Origin of the sequence: Kosakonia arachidis (assembly GCF_900116535.1) — a bacterium.
GTDB lineage: Bacteria > Pseudomonadota > Gammaproteobacteria > Enterobacterales > Enterobacteriaceae > Kosakonia > Kosakonia arachidis.
Map to the genome: position 1 here is coordinate 84,815 of NZ_FPAU01000008.1, position 17,709 is coordinate 102,523.

Below are 17,709 nucleotides of genomic sequence, written 5' to 3' on the forward strand. Positions count from 1 at the left end.
TTTTCAGCCTTGCTGTTTGCGTAGCATCTCTCGCGTTACCAGCACAATGCCCTCTTCGGAGCGGTAAAATCGGCGCGCATCCTCTTCTGCGTTTTCACCGATTACAGTGCCTTCCGGGATCACACAACCTCTGTCGATAATGCAGCGGCGCAAACGGCAGGAGCGTCCTATCCAGACCTCCGGCAATAATATCGACGAATCGATATTGCAGAAGGAGTTGACGCGTACGCGATAAAACAACACCGACTGCACAACGACCGAGCCTGAAATAACGCACCCACCAGAAACCAGCGAGTTCAGCGTCATACCGTGGCTACCCGATCGATCCTGCACAAATTTCGCCGGCGGTAGGGATTGATTATAGGTACGGATAGGCCAGTTTTGATCGTACATATCGAGTTCTGGCATCACCGACGCTAAATCGAGGTTCGCTTTCCAGTAAGCTTCAAGCGTTCCCACATCGCGCCAATAGGGTTCTGAACTCGGATCCGATTGCACACAGGATTGAGGGAAAGGATGTGCATAGGCCATGCCAGATTTGACGATTTGCGGAATGATGTCTTTACCGAAGTCGTGGCTGGAGTTCTCGTTTTTATCATCCTCCTCCAGCAGGTCGTACAGATATTCGGCATCAAAAATATAGATGCCCATACTGGCCAGCGCTTTGCTGTCATCTCCGGGCATAGAGGGCGGATTCGCCGGTTTTTCGACGAAATCGACTACCTTGTCCTGCTCATCAACCGCCATCACACCAAAAGCGGTTGCTTCGTTAATGGGCACCGGCAGGCAGGCCACGGTGCAACGCGCCCCTTTTTCGACATGGTCGAGCAGCATGCGCGAATAATCCTGTTTGTAAATGTGGTCGCCTGCCAGAATGACGATATATTCCGCGCGATAGCGGCGAATAATATCGAGGTTCTGCGTCACCGCATCTGCCGTGCCGCGATACCAGTTTTCACCATGCACGCGCTGCTGTGCAGGCAGCAAGTCGACAAACTCGTTCATCTCGTTATTGAAGAAAGACCAGCCGCGCTGAATATGCTGAACCAGCGTGTGGGATTGGTACTGGGTAATCACCCCAATACGACGGATACCAGAGTTGATGCAGTTAGAGAGCGCAAAATCGATGATGCGGAATTTACCGCCGAAATGAACCGCCGGCTTGGCGCGTTTTTTTGTTAAATCTTTCAGACGTGTTCCACGCCCACCCGCCAAAATCAGAGCAACGGATTTCAAGGGCAACTGGCGCGCTAACATTGTAGGGTCGTTCTTATCTAATCTCACCATGACAGACTCCGTTTTTATGACCGCTGAAAAACGCAAACTCCATGCGCAGGCCCATGCCAGGCAGTTATCACTACCGGATTGTCCTCTCCGGCAAAGGGAGGAATAGCGTGCCATCCCCCTCGTGGCAAAACCATTTCAGCAACATCGCTGGTTGCGTTGATGGCAATTAAAATCGTATCGGAGAGCAGAATTTGTATGCACAGAGCACCATGCTGCCACGCCTGCGTCGTCAACGGTTGTCCGGCATGATCCAGCCAGGCTACGCTGCCGTCCCCTTCTTCCCACCAGACGTCACGAGTCAATGCGGGGATCCGTTGACGTAACTGGATAAGCGCGGCAGTGAAGTGCATTAGCCAGCTATCCGAGTGCTGCCAGCTCAGCCACGTCAGCACGTTATCCTGACAGTACGCATTATTATTACCGTGCTGGCTGTGCCCCATTTCATCTCCGGCCATTAGCATCGGCGTTCCCTGAGAAAGCAGCAGCGTGGTCAGCAGAGCATGCACGCTGGCGCGCCGCCGTTCGACCACATCAAAACTGCCGCCCAATCCCTCGTGGCCATGATTATTGCTGTAATTGTTGTCGGTGCCGTCGCGATTGTCCTCGCCGTTCGCCTCGTTATGCTTGTGGCTAAAGCAGACGCAATCACGCAAGGTAAAACCATCATGCGCGGTGATCAGATTGATCGAAGCCGATGGCAAACGGCCCGCACGTTTAAACAGATCGCTGGAGGCAGCAAACCGCCCGGCCAACTCGCCCAGCGATAGCGATTGTTCCAGCCAAAAACGTCGCGTCGCGTCGCGGAAATGATCGTTCCATTCGGCAAACGGCGCGGGGAAATTCCCCACCTGGTAGCCGCCAGGGCCGATATCCCATGGCTCGGCGATCAGTTTCAGATCGCAAAGCAGCGGATCGTTTTTGATTGCGGTAAACAGCGGCGCCTGCGGATCGAAATCTGGTGTGCGCCCCATCACTGTCGCCAGATCGAAGCGAAAACCGTCAACGTGGAATGTTTCCACCCAGTAGCGCAGGCAGGCATGCGCATAGTCCACGCCTGCGGGGTGGCTCAGATTCAGCGTGTTGCCACATCCGCTCCAGTTGTGGTAATCGCCATCGTCTCTGATCCAATAATAGGTACTGTTATCAATGCCGCGCAGGGAAAAAGTCGGCCCACCGAGATCGGTTTCGGCGTTGTGATTAAGCACAATATCGAGGATCACTTCGATCCCCGCCTGATGCAGTGCCCTCACGGCTTCGCGAAACTCATTGATGGCCTGTTGCGGATCGCTGGCATAGTGCGGATGGAGCGCAAACGGTGCCAACGGGTTATAGCCCCAGTAATTAGAAAGCCCCAGCCGTTGCAGGCGCGGCTCACTGACAAAATGGGCGACGGGCAGTAGCTCCAGGGCGGTGATACCAAGCTGCTTAAACCAGTCGAGCATCAATGGGTGCCCTAGCGCCTTATAAGTGCCACGGATATTTTTCGCCAACTGAGGATGAAGCCAGGTGAGCCCTTTGACGTGCGCTTCGTAAATGATGGTATTGCCCCACGGCGTGCGCGGCGGCCTATCGCCTTGCCAGTCGAACGCGTCATGTACCACCACGCTGCGCAAGCCAAGCGAGGCATTATCGTGAGGATCCGGCGAATCATAGCCGTCATGGAACAGCGGGCTATCAACGACTTCGCCGTCGATGCGTTTCGCGCAGGGGTCGAGCAAAAGTTTTGCCGGATTGAAACGGTGGCCTCGCGCCGGTTCCCAGGGACCATGTACGCGGTAGCCATAATGCAGGCCGGGTTTTGCGCCGCTGAGAAAACCATGCCAGATATCACCGGTGCGGCCAGGCAGATCGACGCGCTGTTCATTACCTTCGTCATCGAACAGGCACAACTCGACGCGCTCCGCATGGGCGGAAAACAGCGTAAAATTAACGCCGCCCGCCAACACTTCTGCGCCGGGCGGCAAGGATTGCCCCACCGTCAGCTTCGTCATTCCCCCTCCCGCACCAGCCAGATAGTCGCCAGCGGCGGTAACGTCAACAGCAGCGAGTGTTCACGCCCCCGGTTAGCAATCGCATCGCTGTGTACCACGCCGCCATTACCGGTATTACTGCCGTGGTAGTGCATCGAATCGGTGTTTAACTCTTCGCGCCAGCGGCCGGGCTGATTGATACCAAAGCGATAATCGTGGCGCGGCACCGGGGTAAAGTTACTGGCGACAATGATTTCGTTGCCCTGCTTGTCGCGCCGCACAAAGACAAATACCGATGCTTCATGATCATCGACCACCAGCCATTCAAAACCGTATGGGTCAAAATCCAGTTCATGCAGCGCTTTGTGGTGACGGTAGCAATGGTTCATATCGCGCACCAGCCGCTGTACGCCATGGTGCCAGTTATCACCGCCCTCAAGAAGATGCCAGTCCAGGCTGCCGTCGTGATTCCACTCGCGTCCCTGGGCAAATTCATTGCCCATAAACAGTAATTTTTTGCCAGGGAAGGCCCACATCCACGCGTAGTAAGCACGCAAATTGGCAAACTTTTGCCAGGCATCGCCGGGCATCCTGTCGAGGATCGATTTCTTACCGTGAACCACTTCGTCATGGGACAGCGGCAGGATAAAGTTTTCGCTGTAGTTATAGAGAATGCCGAAAGTGAGCTTATCGTGGTGGTACTTGCGATACACCGGATCGAGCTTCATGTAGCCCAGCGTGTCGTGCATCCAGCCCAGATTCCACTTGTACCAGAAGCCAAGTCCGCCCTGAGAAGGCGGCCGCGAAACGCCAGCAAAATCGGTGGACTCTTCCGCCATACTGACGACGCCCGGTGTCTGCTCGCCAAGAATGCGGTTGGTGTTGCGTAGAAATTCAATCGCTTCCAGATTTTCACGGCCGCCGTACTCATTGGGGATCCACTCACCCTCTTTGCGGCTGTAGTCGCGGTAGATCATTGAGGCCACCGCATCGACGCGCAGTGCATCAATACCGAAGCGTTCGATCCAGTAGAGCGCATTGCCTACCAGATAGTTACTCACTTCGCGGCGCCCGTAGTTATAGATCAGTGTGTTCCAGTCCTGATGATAACCTTCACGCGGATCGCTGTGCTCATACAACTTCGTCCCGTCAAACTCAGCCAGGCCAAAATCGTCCGACGGGAAATGACCCGGCACCCAGTCGAGGATCACCCCCAGCCCGGCAGCATGAGCGGTATGAATGAAGTGCAGAAAATCATCGCGGGTGCCAAAGCGACGGGTCGGCGCGTATAGCCCGGTCGGCTGATAGCCCCAACTGCCATCAAAGGGGTGCTCATTCACCGGCATCAATTCAAGGTGGGTAAATCCCATCCATTTAGCATACGGAACCAGTTGATCGGCCAGTTCACGATAGCTGAGCCAGAAGTTATTGTCGGTGTGACGACGCCAGGAACCCAAATGCACCTCATAAATACTGATTGGCGCATCAAACTGGTTTGCCTGTTTACGTTCATCGCTCTGGGTTTTCTTACCCGGCAGACCGCAGATCAGCGAGGCGCTGTCCGGACGCATCTGGGCTTCAAAGGCATAAGGATCAGCCTTAATTTTCAACCTTCCGTTTGCATCACGGATCTCGAATTTATAGAGCTGACCGTTGAGCGCGCCAGGGATAAATAGCTCCCAGACCCCGGTTTCACGACGCAGGCGCATCGGATGACGGCGACCGTCCCAGTAGTTGAACTGCCCAACCACCGAAACCCGTTGCGCATTCGGCGCCCAGACAGCGAATCGCGTTCCCACCACGCCATCCATCGTATCAGCATGCGCACCCAACGTTTCATAGGGGCGCAAATGCGTTCCTTCACTGAGTAGCCAGCTATCCAAATCCTGCAATAGCGGGCCGAAACGATAGGGATCATCAATCAGATTCTGCTGACCATGCCAGGTCACAGCAAATTGATAACGGAAAGGTTTTTTGCGGCGCTCCATCACGCCGCTGAAGAAGCCCCGTGAATCCAGGCACTCCAGTTGTCCCACTTTACGCCCGGTTTTCGGCTCAATGACCCACACTTCAGTGGCGTCAGGCAACAGAGCGCGAACTTCAATACCGGCGTCGGTACAATGCATGCCAAGAACGGAAAAAGGATCGGCAAAGTGGCCGGAAATCAGTGCGTTAATCACGTCTCTGTCAATATGAACAGACATGGCTTTCATCCTGTTATGGTGGTATCGCGCTTTCCACCGTCGTTTCACACGGTTGCGATACTTTTTGAACCTGAACGGAGCAGCACAAATGTGCGCATCCTCAATGCTCCGTCCCGCTTTCAGGCAAGGTGTTCAGACACCTTACTTAAAGCATAGCCAACACTTTTCAATTTCTGAGAAAATAAACACACAACAACATTTTCCGGCAAAAACGCATAAAAAAAGGTGCCGAAGCACCCTTTTTTTATTTTTCGTTTACGCCAGTTGGCGCAACATTCGACGCAATGGTTCCGCTGCGCCCCACAATAGCTGGTCACCAACGGTAAAGGCGGAGAGGAACTCCGGCCCCATGTTCAGTTTACGCAGACGGCCAACCGGCGTGGTCAGCGTGCCGGTGACAGCCGCAGGTGTCAGTTCACGCATGCTGATTTCGCGATCATTCGGCACCACTTTTGCCCACGGGTTATGTGCAGCTAGCAGCTCTTCCACCGTCGGAATCGACACGTCTTTTTTCAGTTTGATGGTAAACGCCTGACTATGGCAGCGCAGCGCGCCGATACGTACGCACAGACCATCAACCGGAATGGTGGACGCCGTGTTGAGAATTTTGTTGGTTTCAGCCTGGCCTTTCCACTCTTCGCGGCTCTGGCCGTTATCGAGCTGTTTGTCGATCCACGGGATCAGGCTGCCTGCCAGCGGTACGCCAAAGTTATCAACAGACAGCTCTCCGCTGCGGGTCAATGCTGTGACTTTGCGCTCAATGTCGAGGATAGCCGAAGCCGGATCTGCCAGCTCTGCCGCCACATGGCTGTGCAACTGGCCCATCTGCGTCAGCAGTTCGCGCATATGACGTGCGCCGCCACCAGAAGCTGCCTGGTAGGTCGCGACAGAGACCCATTCCACCAGATCATTAGCGAACAGACCGCCCAGCGACATCAGCATCAGGCTGACAGTACAGTTGCCGCCAACAAAAGTTTTGATGCCATTATTCAGGCCGTCATTGATGACTGCCTGGTTAACCGGGTCGAGGATAATAATGGCGTCATCTTTCATGCGTAAAGAAGATGCTGCGTCGATCCAGTAACCCTGCCAGCCGCTTTCACGGAGCTTTGGATAGATTTCATTGGTATAATCGCCGCCCTGGCAGGTGACAATGATGTCGAGTGCCTTCAGCGCTTCCAGGTTGAACGCGTCCTGAAGCGTACCTGCTGCATGGCCGCCAAACGCTGGTGCAGCCTGCCCAAACTGGGAAGTGGAAAAGAAGACAGGGCGAATGGCGTCGAAATCGCGCTCCTCAACCATGCGTTGCATGAGTACAGAGCCGACCATTCCACGCCAGCCGATAAAACCAACATTTTTCATAGCGAAAGTTCCTGCAGAGGTATGTGCTGAAGATGTGTACCAGTATCCCACTGGGCCAGTGCTCACATTACAAAATGCAGCCAAAGTCGCAAGTGAAATTAATCAATGATAGCGAATGCATCAGAAACGCGGCTAATTACTGCAAGTTTGCCGCCAGTGTCAGGGATAATAATAAATGAGTGAAATCATCTCCGCAGCGGTGTTGTTGATCCTGATAATGGATCCGTTAGGCAACCTGCCCATCTTTATGTCGGTGTTAAAACATACCGAGCCGAAACGCCGCCGGGCGATTATGATCCGCGAACTGCTGATCGCCCTGCTGGTGATGTTTATCTTCCTGTTTGCCGGGGAGAAAATCCTCGCATTGCTTAATTTACGTGCGGAAACGGTATCGATTTCCGGCGGCATTATTCTGTTTCTGATCGCCATTAAGATGATCTTCCCCAGCGAAACCGGCAGCAGCTCCGGTCTGCCGGCCGGTGAAGAACCGTTTATCGTACCGCTGGCGATTCCGCTGGTCGCTGGCCCTACTCTACTGGCAACGCTGATGCTGCTTTCACATCAGTATCCAAACCAAATGAGCCACCTGGTGATTGCGCTATTAATCGCCTGGGGCGGAACGGTCGCCATTTTGCTGCAATCGACGCTGTTTTTACGCCTGCTCGGCGAGAAAGGGGTGAATGCGCTGGAACGCCTGATGGGGTTGGTTCTGGTGATGCTCGCCACCCAGATGTTCCTCGATGGCATTCGGGTGTGGATGAAGGGTTAACAACTGAAACGCCGGGGGGGAGTTTTGCCTTATCTGGCCTACTGATATTGATAACAATCGACAAGACAGCTAAACAAATCCATAAAAAAGGCAGCACCCAAACGGCGCTGCCTTTTTCTTTACGAAGAACTTAACTCAACAATGTGAAAGCAATCATCCCGATAATGGCACCGATGGTACCGAGGATGGTTTCCATCATTGTCCAGGTCTTCAGCGTTTGTGCTTCGGTTGCGCCGGTAAAACGGCCATACAGCCAGAAACCCGCGTCGTTCACGTGACTCACGACGATAGAACCGCCCGCGATACAGATCGAGAGTGCCGCCATCTGCGCGCCGTTGAAGTGCAGTTGTTCAATCACCGGCATCACCAGGCCGACCGCCGTCAGACAGGCAACGGTTGCAGAACCCTGAATAATGCGCACCGCCGCCGCCAGCACAAAGCAGGTAATCGCGATAGGCAGACCCATTCCGGTCAGCGCTTCACCCAACGCCGGCCCCACGCCTGAGTCAACCAGTACCTGTTTGAACACACCGCCTGCACCGATCACCAACAGAATAATACCCGCCGGTTGCAGTGCGTGGCCGCAGATTTCCATAACACGATCTTTTGGCATCCCCTGACGCATCGCCAGGCCGTAAATCGCCACCAGGCATGCCACAAGGATCGCGGTGAACGGATGACCAATAAATTCCAGCCAGTTGTACAGGTTGCTGCCTTCAGTAACAAAACGTGCAGCAATTGTCTTCATCCCTACCAGCACCAGCGGCAACAGGATCAGCGACAAGCTGAACGCGAAGGATGGCATTTTGCCTTCGCCAAGATGCGGCTCATTTACCTCATCAGGAATGTGCAGTTCGACATAACGGCTGATGAAGTTGCCCCACAGCGGGCCAGCAATCAGCATGCCCGGAATGGCCGCACACAGGCCAATCAGGATCATCCAGCCGAAATCAGCGTGCATCTGCGAAGCCAGCAGCATCGGTGCTGGCCCCGGCAGCAGAAAAGCCGCCGCTGCCGCAACACCGGCAAACAGTGGAATCACCAGTTTCACCAGGTTGGTACCCGTATGGCGCGCCATTGAGAAAGCAACGCTAATCAGCAACACAATCGCCACTTCAAAAAACAGCGGCAATGCGCAAATCAGCCCGGCCAGACCAATCGCATAATGCGCGCGGCTGTGGCCGAAAGATTTCAGCATCTTGACGGCAATTTGGTCCACCGCCCCGGTTTCATGCAGGATTTTGCCGAACATTGCGCCAAGCGCGACCACAATCGCCAAAAAGCCGAGCGTTCCACCCATCCCTTTTTCCATGGTTTGCGCGATTTTAATCAGCGGCATACCGGAAAAAAGCCCTGCACCAATAGAAACCACCATCAAAGCAACGAAAGCATGCATACGTGCTTTCATCACTAAAAACAACAGTAACAGCACGGAGCCGACTGCTGTTAAAACCAGAGTTAATGTACTCACTGCGCATTGCCTTTGCTAATAATCTCAATGGTGCTGGCAACAACACCTTCCAGCGGCTGGTCGATATCAACAACCAGAACATCGCGCTCGTCGGCACCAGGCTCTTCAAGGGTGTCAAACTGCGTGACCAGCATTTGCGTTTTAAAGAAGTGGCCTTTACGCGCCTTCAGGCGGCTTTCGATAACATCGAAATCCCCTTTCATATAGATGAAGGAGAGGTTCGGGTTACCGTCGCGCAGCAGGTCGCGATAGTGCTTTTTCAGTGCTGAGCAAACAATCAGCGACACTTTATTGGTGCGCTGCATGGCGAAAGCGGCATCATTCAGCGCCTGCAACCACGGTTTGCGGTCGTCGTCGTTGAGCGGTTCGCCGGAGGCCATTTTCATGATATTGCTGCGCGGATGGAGGAAATCGCCATCGAGAAACGCGGCATGTAACTGATGCGCCACTTCGCTGGCGACAGCAGATTTGCCACTGCCCGAAACGCCCATCAGGATATAAATGTGGTGATCAAAGTTCGTCGTGCTCAAGGGTAGCCCCCACAAAGTGCAAGAGTGAATTGTTACGGGTAACTGTTATCGGTAACATTGTCATGCTGGGGTCAGGGAGAAGCAATATGCATTCGTGACAGAGATAAATAAGTGTGAGCTACTTCAAATTTGTCAGACTAAATAGATCCACCCGGTGACAAAGTGAAACCTAAATCTAACATTTTCGGCGTAATTGCTTCACCGCGAATGCGCGCCAGTAAGCGCTCTGCGCCAATGCGCCCCATGCGCTCACGTGGCGTCAGGACGCTCGCCAGACGCGGCTCCATCACCTGACCGATATCGTGACCGTGGAACCCGGCAATCGCCATATCTTCCGGGATCCGCAGCCCCAGACGCTGGCACTCAAACGCGGCACCGACAGCAAGGTCATCGTTGGTACAGAAAATCCCGTCCAGTTGCGGGTACTCGCGGCGCGCCTGACGCATCAGTTCTATCCCTGACGTATAAGAGGATGACTGCTCCATCATGACACTGTATGGCGTTAGCCCGGCATCCAGCATCGCCTGCTCGTAACCCTGCTGTTTGATGATAGTACGTTCGTCCAGACGTGCGCCGAGATACGCCACGTGCCGGTGCCCGCGTGCGAGAATGGCGGCAGTCATCTGCCGCGCGGCTTCGAAGTTGTCAAAACCCACAGCGATATCAATGCACGGTGAACTGCTGTCCATCAGTTCCACCACCGGAATACCCGCTACCTGAATCATCTTCAGCGTGCGCGCGGTGTGTTTGCGTTCGGTGAGGATCAGCCCGTCGATATTCCACGAAAGCATCGATTCCAGACGTTCCTCTTCCATCTCCGGTTTATAACCGTAGTGGGCAAGCATCGTCTGATAGCCGTGCGCGTCAGTCACGCTTTCAATACCGCGTAAAACTTCGGCGAAAACCTGGTTGGTCAAAGAGGGAAGCAGAACGCCAACAGCCCGGCTGGTGGCATTGGAGAGAATATCGGGAGCGCGATTGGGGATATAACCCAGTTCATCAAGTGCAGCGGCGATTTTGCCACGTAATGCCTCGGAAACCTGCTCCGGGTTACGTAAAAACCGGCTGACCGTCATTTTGGTCACACCAACGCGATCGGCCACATCCTGAAGTACGGGTCTTTTCTTTTTCATCGTCCTGACATTTTTATCTGAGAGAGAGTTCCTCAGTTTATCACGGACAATATGCAACCTTCCGGTAATTACCGAAAGGTTGCGTTATTTATTCAACTATACCCGTCATACTTCAAGCTGCATGTGCGTGGGCTTTCCTGCGACTCGAATTATTTAGGGTATAAATCAGATCAAACCGGCGGCAGATCGAACAGCAGAATTTCACTGTCGCTATCGGCATGAACCGAAATAGCTTGCTCGTCCCAGATGGCCAGACCATCGCTGGTGGTCGCTTTGGTACCGTTAATGGTCACGCTACCTTTCACCACCTGGATCCAGACGCGGCGTTCAGCGGCAATCTGATGGACTGATTGCTCCTCTTTCAACAGCGCCCAGCGATACAGTTCCATATCCTGATTCACTTTCAGCGAACCGTCGCGGGCATCCGGCGACAGCACAAGCTGTTTGCCCTGCAGGGCGTCGAAGCGGCGCTGTTCGTAACGCGGCGTGATACCTGTTTTTTCCGGAATGATCCAGATTTGGTACAAATGCAGACGCTCGGTGTCACTCGGGTTGTACTCAGAGTGACGCACCCCGGTACCAGCACTCATAATCTGGAATTCACCGGCGGGCACCTGCTCTTTATTGCCCATGCTGTCCTGGTGTTCAACCGCCCCTTCCAGCACATAGGTCAGGATTTCCATATCTTTGTGCGGATGCGTGCCAAACCCCTGGCCCGGATCGATCACGTCGTCGTTAATCACGCGAAGTGCCGAGAAGCCCATGAAATTCGGATCGTAATAGTCGGCAAAAGAGAAGCTATGCCAGGAATCCAGCCAACCATGATTTGCATGGCCGCGGTCGTTTGCTTTACGTAAATAGATCATCTTTTTTACCCCCGTATGTTTTCGATGGGGTAAGTGTGGACGCAAACGTCAGGCAATCATAGAGGGTGAAAATTGACTCCTCTGTTCAAAAAAAATGAACAATCACAGAGGAGCCATTTTTACTTATTTTGCGAGGGTTATCGTAGCAGGAGAGGCCTGTTCAAAGGCGCGTTCGAGCAGTTCAAGGTTGGTGAGAACTTCAGATTCCTTGACGTAATTGGGCGCCCCGGTTGTCAGCGTCTGATAGAGCGCGTCATAGACGCGACCATAGTCTCCGGTTTCCGGCACAACCTCTTCGCGCACCGTTTCGCCCGCCGCATTCACATACTCCAGAATACCGATACTGTCGTCAGCGGCAAAGCCTCGCTCACCCGGCATGATATTGGCTTTCAGGCTGGTTTCCTGCTGATCAATACCGTATTTGATAAACGAGCCTTTCGTACCATGTACAATAAATTTCGGGTAATCGATTTTTACCAGATGGCTGGTTTTCACGATGGCTTTTAAATCGCCGTAAAAGAGCTGAGCTTCAAAAGTATCGTCCGGATTGGCCTTGTTGCGCAGGCTGCGAATATCGAAGGCCGCATGATCGGGGCGACCAAACAGCGAGATAATCTGGTCCATCGTATGCACACCGAGCCCATAAAATGAGCCATCTTGCGGCAAACCGGGTTTGGTTTCCGCCACCGGGCGGTAATAGTCAAAATGGCTTTCAATTTCAACAATATTGCCAAGCTTACCGCTTTCGATCGCTTTTTTAGCGGTCAGGAAACAGGAGTCAAAGCGGCGATTCTGATACGGCGAGACCGTTAAGCCTTTGCTTTTCGCCAGTTCAAACAGCGCGATCGCTTCCGCCATCGTTGGGGTAAACGGCTTTTCCACCAGCACGTTTTTTCCTGCCTCCAGCGCGCGCTTCGCATAGTCAAAATGGCTATCGGCGTGAGTACAGACAATCACCAGCTTTACCTGCGGATCGAGCAGGATGTCGTCCAGATTGCTGGTGAAATGAATATGTTGATACGCGGGATATTGTTCTTCCGGTTTTGCATGGCGGCGAAAGATGTGCGCCACGTTCCAGCTCGCTTTCCGGTTGAGAACATAGGGGAGATGATAACGGGTCGTGCTTTTGCCAAAGCCGATAAATGCGCAATGTAGAGCCATGATCCAGTCCTTGTTGAGGTGACTGTCACTACCATAGCGCAACTTCGAAAGCGATGCTCTTCGCCCTTTTCTCAAAAGGTGGCCGTGAAACGGGCACCACCGGCAAATGACAGGCAAAAAAAAGCCAGCACGCAGCTGGCTAAGAAATACTGGAAGCAATGTGAGCAATGTCGTGCTTTCAGGACTACCGCAACGGTTTCCCTGAATGCATGACAATAATAATCATTATCATTCGCACTTGTCTACAGATTTTTGCAAAAAATGGCAGTTGACGCTTTTTATGAAACCCCGGAAGGTATGAGTACACCTAACCAAACGGAGAAGCAGGATGAGTGAGATAGTGATACGCCATGCCGAAGCGCGCGATGCAGAAGATTTACGCCAGTTCTATGCGCTACCTGAGGTGTATCACAACCTGCTACAACTACCGCATCCGCCTGCAGAACTCTGGGAAGATCGTCTGAAGCCACAGCCAGGACGCCGCCACCTGGTCGCCTGCATTGATAATCAACTTGCCGGAAATCTGACGCTGATGGTGGAACAAAACCCGCGCCGCAGCCACGTTGCCACCTTTGGCATGGCAGTTTCGTCGGCGTTTCACAACCGTGGCGTCGCCAGCGCGCTGATGCGCGAGATGATCAACCTGTGCGACAACTGGCTGCGCATAGACAGAATTGAGCTAACCGTGTTTGTCGATAATTCCCCGGCGCTGGCGGTGTACCGCAAATTCGGCTTTGAAATTGAAGGCACAGGAAAACGTTATGCGCTGCGTAACGGTGAGTTTGTCGATTCGTACTTTATGGCGCGCATGAAAAGTTAGGCCATTTCCTCTCCCCAATGGGGAGAGGAAAATCATTTAATATCCGGCCGTTAAATCATCCATTGAGCGCGGGTCCGACGCACCATATAGCGTACCGTCCGGCGCCACCATAATGCTCTGAGTACTGCCCATCGCCCCTTTCACCGCCACTTTTTGCCCTTTCTGTTCCAGCAGTTTCAGCGTATCAGGGCTAAAACCTTTTTCGACGCGCAGCTCATCTGGCAACCATTGATGATGGAAGCGCGGTGCGTTGGTGGCCTCCGCGACGTTCATCCCAAAATCGATGGAATTCACTACCATTTGCAGCACCGTGGTAATAATTCGGCTGCCGCCAGGGCTGCCAGTCACCAGCCACGTTTTACCGTCTTTCAGCACAATGGTTGGCGACATCGACGACAGCGGTCGTTTGCCGGGCCCAACCGCGTTCGCATCGCCGCCTACCAGACCATACACGTTTGGCACGCCGGGTTTGGCGGAGAAGTCATCCATTTCGTTGTTCATCAGGATGCCGGTATTGCCGGCCACAATGCCGGTGCCAAAAACCGTATTCAGGGTATAGGTGACGGCTACCGCCGTACCCTCTTTATCTACCACTGAATAGTGCGTGGTTTGGTTGCTCTCGTAAGGTTCGAGCTTGCCGGGGCGGATCTGGCTGGAAGGCCGCGCTTTATTGAGATCAATCTGTGCGGCAATCGATTTGGCATACGCTTTGTTGGTCAGCGCCTGCCACGGCACTTTGACGAAATCCGGATCGCCGAGATATTCGGAGCGGTCAGCATAGGCGTATTTCTCCGCTTCGGTCATCACCTGCATAGCATCAGCGCTGCCAAAGCCATATTTGGCCAGATCGAAGTTCTCCAGAATATTGAGGATCTCAACGATATGGATCCCACCGGAAGAGGGTGGCGGCATGGAGTAGACCTGGTAGCCGCGGTAGTCGCCACTGATCGGCGTGCGCTCCACGGCTTTGTAATTGGCTAAATCCTCTTTAGTAATAAGCCCACCATTTTTGCTCATCTGCTGGGCGATTTGCTCAGCGATAGCGCCTTTGTAGAAGGCATCCGGCCCTTTTTCCGCAATCATCTCAAGGCTTCTGGCCAGATTGCTCTGCACCAGCTTGTCGCCCTTTTTCAGCGGCTCGCCATCCTTCCAGAAAATCGCTTTACTGTTTTCATGATTAGGCAGCACTTCGCTACCGTAAGTTTTCAGATCGTTTGCCAGCGCATCGTTGACCACAAAACCCTGCTTCGCCAGTTTAATCGCAGGCTGCACCACTTTCTTCAGCGGCATCGTACCGTACTTTTCCAGCGCCATTGAGAAACCCGCCACCGTACCGGGCGTCCCGGATGCCAGATGCGAGGTCAAAGATTTTTTGCTGTCCGGGTTACCTTGATCGTCAAGGAACATATCGCGCGTGGCAGCGGCGGGCGCCATTTCGCGGAAATCGATCGCCGTGACTTTCCCCTCTTTGGTACGAATCAACATAAAACCGCCACCGCCAAGGTTACCAGCCTGCGGATGCGTGACCGCCAGCGCATAACCCACCGCGACAGCCGCATCAACGGCATTCCCCCCCTGCTTCAGGATATCGACGCCAACGCGCGTCGCGGCTTCATCCACCGACGCCACCATGCCCTGCTTCGCCACAACCGGGTGGAAGATATCGGCTTCAACGCCGTATGATACTGGCGGCGCAGATGTCTGCCCTTCTGGCGGCGCAGCCGCAACGCTAAAACATCCTCCCGCTGTTAGCGCTGCAATCACAACCCAACGCGCAAACTTCTGTTTCATCATCGTCGTTACTCCCGAATAAGGCTACAGTTTCCGCTTAAGCCTGGTTCACAACTCTTAAAAAATCATTTTCATGAATGAAAGCAAGTAAACTTAAAGGACGCATCAACAGGAGGGAACAACAATGAAACATTTACTGATTCTGGCGGCTCTGCTGCCTTTTAGCACTTTTGCACAGCCCCTAAACACGACGAATAACCCAAACCAGCCGGGGTATGTGATCCCAAGCCAGCAGCGGATGCAGACTCAAATGCTAAACCAGCAACAACAGCAGCAAAGCATGCTACGGCAACAGCAGCAGACGCAAACCCGCCTGCAACAGCAAAATCTGCAAACGCAAATGGATAACAGCTCACAACGGATTAAACAGGCGCAGCCTGGCGCGCTTAACCAGGGCCAGCAGGTACTGCCGAATAGCAGTAGTGGCATGTTAAGCGGCGGGACGGATTCTGGCGGGATGACGACGCAGCAGCATATGCTGCCGCAGAATCAAAACGGCAGCCTGCAGCAAAGCACGCCGCCGTCGACCACCGCTCAATAACGGAAGTGCGGTCCTATATCGTCGATTTTGTCGGTGCAGATGCTGTCCACGCCCCAGCGCAACAGCTCGGCAGCACGTGCTGGTTGGTTTACAGTATAAACCAGGATACGTAAGCCCGCGTCGCGCAGCATGCGCACCCGCGCTTCATCCAGCAGTTTATGATTGAGGTGGATGGAGACGCATCCCAGACGCGTGGTCAGTTCCTGCCAGTCATCGCGCCACTCATCAATCAACAGGCCCCGAGGCAGTTCCGGCGCGGCTTGCTGGGCCGCTTCAAGTGCGTCGATTTCAAACGAAGAGAGCAGCGGTGCAATCATATCTGCCCACAGTTCACGGGCGGCCAGCGCCACCACTTTGCCCGTCAGCGGACCGGTGCCGGTGGTAGGTTTGATTTCAATATTCGCCATCATGCCGTACTGGCGGCAACGTTCCGCCACCTGCGAAAGCAGCGGCAGCGGCTCGCCTTTGAATTCGTTGCTAAACCAACCTCCGGCATCCACCTTCAGTAAATCATGCCACGGCAATTCGCCCGCCACGCCCCAGCCATTACTGGTACGCTCAAGGTTGTCGTCATGCAGCAGGAAAATCTCGCCATCTTTCGACAATTTGGCGTCGAACTCAATCATGGTATGCCCGTAACGCGCGCCGACGTCGATTGCCGCCAACGTGTTTTCCGGTGCCAGTTTCCCGCCACCGCGATGGGCGACGATGTGGGGATAAGGCCAGTTACTCATACGCGTTGTCCTGTTTCACCATCAAATAAGTGCAGGTGATTTTCCGGCAGACGCAGCCACAACGTGCTACCCACTGCCGGGCGTTCCTGATGCGATAAGCGAACCACTAGCTTCTGCTCGCCCCAGCGACCATGCGCCAGGTTGTCTGCGCCGAGCATCTCCAGCGTCTCCATCACCAGCGGAACACCACCTTCAGCCTGAGAGCTTAACGCAATATGTTCCGGGCGGATACCCAGCGTCATTTTGCGCCCGGCGTAGCCGCGATAGTACCAGTTGATCGGCAACGCCATACCGCTTCCCAGCTCAAAATGGGTGCCCTCGCTATTGATGCGGCCCTCCAGCAGATTCATCGCTGGGCTACCGATAAAGCTCGCCACAAAGCGACTGGCGGGTTTTTCATACACTTCCACCGGCGTACCGATTTGTTCAGCGACGCCTTTATTCATCACCAGCACACGTTGCGCCAGCGTCATCGCTTCAACTTGATCGTGCGTCACATACAGTGAAGTGGTGTTTAGGCGGCGATGCAGTTGTTGTAACTCCAGACGCATCTGCACGCGCAATTTAGCATCGAGGTTCGACAGCGGTTCATCAAAGAGAAACACCGCCGGATCACGTACAATGGCGCGGCCCATCGCCACACGCTGACGCTGGCCACCGGACAACTCGCGCGGACGGCGCTTCAGCAAACCCTCCAGTTCAAGAATGCGCGCCGCTTCCGCCACCCGACTTGCAATATGCGCTTTGCCCATGCCGCGGATTTTCAGCCCCCACGCCATGTTCTCTTCCACGCTCATATGCGGGTAGAGCGCATAGTTCTGGAACACCATGGCAATACCGCGATCTTTCGGCTCCTTTTCGGTCACTCGCTGGGTATCGATCCAGATATCGCCGCTGGAGACGCGCTCCAGCCCGGCAACCATACGCAACAACGTTGATTTCCCGCAGCCCGACGGGCCAACCATCACGATAAACTCACCGTCCGCGACATCCAGCGTCAGCGGCTGGATAACCTGCGTTTTGCCGCTGTCCCAGCTTTTGGTTACAGCCTGTAATTTTAAACCTGCCAT

At 54.0% G+C, this 17,709-nt stretch carries 15 protein-coding genes; 3 read left to right on the plus strand and 12 right to left on the minus strand.

The window, feature by feature from the left end:
- Positions 1–3: 3 nt before the first annotated feature.
- The 4 genes from glgC to asd form a co-directional block, all read right to left on the minus strand.
- On the minus strand, positions 4–1,287 hold the full coding sequence (gene glgC, locus BM427_RS21765; RefSeq protein ID WP_090125774.1) for a glucose-1-phosphate adenylyltransferase: 1,284 nt from the start codon (positions 1,285–1,287) through the stop codon (positions 4–6).
- 14 nt (positions 1,288–1,301) lie between these two features.
- Positions 1,302–3,278, minus strand: coding sequence for a glycogen debranching protein GlgX (gene glgX, locus BM427_RS21770; RefSeq protein ID WP_090125777.1), 1,977 nt, complete (start codon positions 3,276–3,278; stop codon positions 1,302–1,304).
- On the minus strand, positions 3,275–5,461 hold the full coding sequence (gene glgB, locus BM427_RS21775) for a 1,4-alpha-glucan branching enzyme (RefSeq protein WP_090125781.1): 2,187 nt from the start codon (positions 5,459–5,461) through the stop codon (positions 3,275–3,277). Before glgB ends, glgX begins: the two co-directional genes overlap by 4 nt.
- A 255-nt stretch (positions 5,462–5,716) precedes the next feature.
- Positions 5,717–6,823 (minus strand): aspartate-semialdehyde dehydrogenase, encoded by a 1,107-nt coding sequence (asd, locus tag BM427_RS21780; RefSeq protein ID WP_090125784.1) that lies wholly within the window; start codon positions 6,821–6,823, stop codon positions 5,717–5,719.
- Positions 6,824–6,998: 175 nt separating this feature from the next.
- Here asd and BM427_RS21785 point away from each other — a divergent pair, with 175 nt between their 5' ends.
- Positions 6,999–7,592, plus strand: coding sequence for a YhgN family NAAT transporter (locus BM427_RS21785; RefSeq protein ID WP_007369718.1), 594 nt, complete (start codon positions 6,999–7,001; stop codon positions 7,590–7,592).
- A 130-nt stretch (positions 7,593–7,722) separates the two neighbouring features.
- Here the strand turns inward: BM427_RS21785 and gntU are convergent, their stop codons facing one another.
- The 5 genes from gntU to BM427_RS21810 all read right to left on the minus strand — a co-directional run bounded on the left by gntU (position 7,723) and on the right by BM427_RS21810 (position 12,753).
- Entirely contained in the window at positions 7,723–9,063 is a 1,341-nt protein-coding gene (gene gntU / locus BM427_RS21790; RefSeq protein ID WP_090125786.1) for a gluconate transporter, read from the minus strand.
- Positions 9,060–9,593 (minus strand): gluconokinase, encoded by a 534-nt coding sequence (gntK, locus tag BM427_RS21795; RefSeq protein WP_090125789.1) that lies wholly within the window; start codon positions 9,591–9,593, stop codon positions 9,060–9,062. Before gntK ends, gntU begins: the two co-directional genes overlap by 4 nt.
- 137 nt (positions 9,594–9,730) lie before the next feature.
- On the minus strand, positions 9,731–10,726 hold the full coding sequence (gene gntR, locus BM427_RS21800) for a gluconate operon transcriptional repressor GntR (RefSeq protein ID WP_090125792.1): 996 nt from the start codon (positions 10,724–10,726) through the stop codon (positions 9,731–9,733).
- A 170-nt stretch (positions 10,727–10,896) separates the two neighbouring features.
- Positions 10,897–11,592, minus strand: coding sequence for a pirin family protein (locus BM427_RS21805; protein ID WP_090125795.1), 696 nt, complete (start codon positions 11,590–11,592; stop codon positions 10,897–10,899).
- Positions 11,593–11,715: 123 nt separating this feature from the next.
- Positions 11,716–12,753, minus strand: a complete 1,038-nt coding sequence (locus tag BM427_RS21810) for an oxidoreductase (RefSeq protein WP_090125799.1) — start codon at positions 12,751–12,753, stop codon at positions 11,716–11,718.
- A gap of 328 nt (positions 12,754–13,081) precedes the next feature.
- Here BM427_RS21810 and yhhY point away from each other — a divergent pair, with 328 nt between their 5' ends.
- A complete protein-coding gene (gene yhhY / locus BM427_RS21820; protein ID WP_090125802.1) occupies positions 13,082–13,573 on the plus strand; it encodes an N-acetyltransferase in 492 nt (163 codons plus the stop codon).
- 36 nt (positions 13,574–13,609) lie between these two features.
- Here the strand turns inward: yhhY and ggt are convergent, their stop codons facing one another.
- Complete coding sequence (gene ggt / locus BM427_RS21825; RefSeq protein WP_090125805.1) at positions 13,610–15,367, minus strand: gamma-glutamyltransferase; 1,758 nt, start codon at positions 15,365–15,367, stop codon at positions 13,610–13,612.
- Positions 15,368–15,488: 121 nt separating this feature from the next.
- On the opposite strand from ggt, the gene BM427_RS21830 reads away from it, so the two are divergent.
- Positions 15,489–15,905: a DUF2756 family protein gene (locus BM427_RS21830; protein ID WP_090125808.1), complete on the plus strand. Its 417-nt coding sequence runs from the start codon at positions 15,489–15,491 to the stop codon at positions 15,903–15,905.
- On the opposite strand, the gene ugpQ is transcribed toward BM427_RS21830, so the two are convergent.
- Positions 15,899–16,639 (minus strand): glycerophosphodiester phosphodiesterase, encoded by a 741-nt coding sequence (ugpQ, locus tag BM427_RS21835; protein ID WP_090125811.1) that lies wholly within the window; start codon positions 16,637–16,639, stop codon positions 15,899–15,901. The two genes, BM427_RS21830 and ugpQ, sit on opposite strands and share 7 nt — an antisense overlap.
- Positions 16,636–17,709 carry a sn-glycerol-3-phosphate import ATP-binding protein UgpC gene (locus BM427_RS21840; protein WP_090125815.1) on the minus strand — a complete coding sequence of 358 codons (1,074 nt, stop codon included), beginning with the start codon at positions 17,707–17,709 and terminating at the stop codon, positions 16,636–16,638. The genes ugpQ and BM427_RS21840 overlap by 4 nt, the downstream gene beginning before the upstream one ends.

Bases quoted from the DNA above. Each gene is read 5' to 3' on its own strand.
- glgC (WP_090125774.1), bottom strand. From the start codon at position 1,287: ATGGTGAGATTAGATAAGAACGACCCTACAATGTTAGCGCGCCAGTTG.
- glgX (WP_090125777.1), bottom strand. From the start codon at position 3,278: ATGACGAAGCTGACGGTGGGGCAATCCTTGCCGCCCGGCGCAGAAGTG.
- glgB (WP_090125781.1), bottom strand. From the start codon at position 5,461: ATGTCTGTTCATATTGACAGAGACGTGATTAACGCACTGATTTCCGGC.
- asd (WP_090125784.1), bottom strand. From the start codon at position 6,823: ATGAAAAATGTTGGTTTTATCGGCTGGCGTGGAATGGTCGGCTCTGTA.
- BM427_RS21785 (WP_007369718.1), top strand. From the start codon at position 6,999: ATGAGTGAAATCATCTCCGCAGCGGTGTTGTTGATCCTGATAATGGAT.
- gntR (WP_090125792.1), bottom strand. From the start codon at position 10,726: ATGAAAAAGAAAAGACCCGTACTTCAGGATGTGGCCGATCGCGTTGGT.
- BM427_RS21805 (WP_090125795.1), bottom strand. From the start codon at position 11,592: ATGATCTATTTACGTAAAGCAAACGACCGCGGCCATGCAAATCATGGT.
- BM427_RS21810 (WP_090125799.1), bottom strand. From the start codon at position 12,753: ATGGCTCTACATTGCGCATTTATCGGCTTTGGCAAAAGCACGACCCGT.
- yhhY (WP_090125802.1), top strand. From the start codon at position 13,082: ATGAGTGAGATAGTGATACGCCATGCCGAAGCGCGCGATGCAGAAGAT.
- ggt (WP_090125805.1), bottom strand. From the start codon at position 15,367: ATGATGAAACAGAAGTTTGCGCGTTGGGTTGTGATTGCAGCGCTAACA.
- BM427_RS21830 (WP_090125808.1), top strand. From the start codon at position 15,489: ATGAAACATTTACTGATTCTGGCGGCTCTGCTGCCTTTTAGCACTTTT.
- ugpQ (WP_090125811.1), bottom strand. From the start codon at position 16,639: ATGAGTAACTGGCCTTATCCCCACATCGTCGCCCATCGCGGTGGCGGG.
- BM427_RS21840 (WP_090125815.1), bottom strand. From the start codon at position 17,709: ATGGCAGGTTTAAAATTACAGGCTGTAACCAAAAGCTGGGACAGCGGC.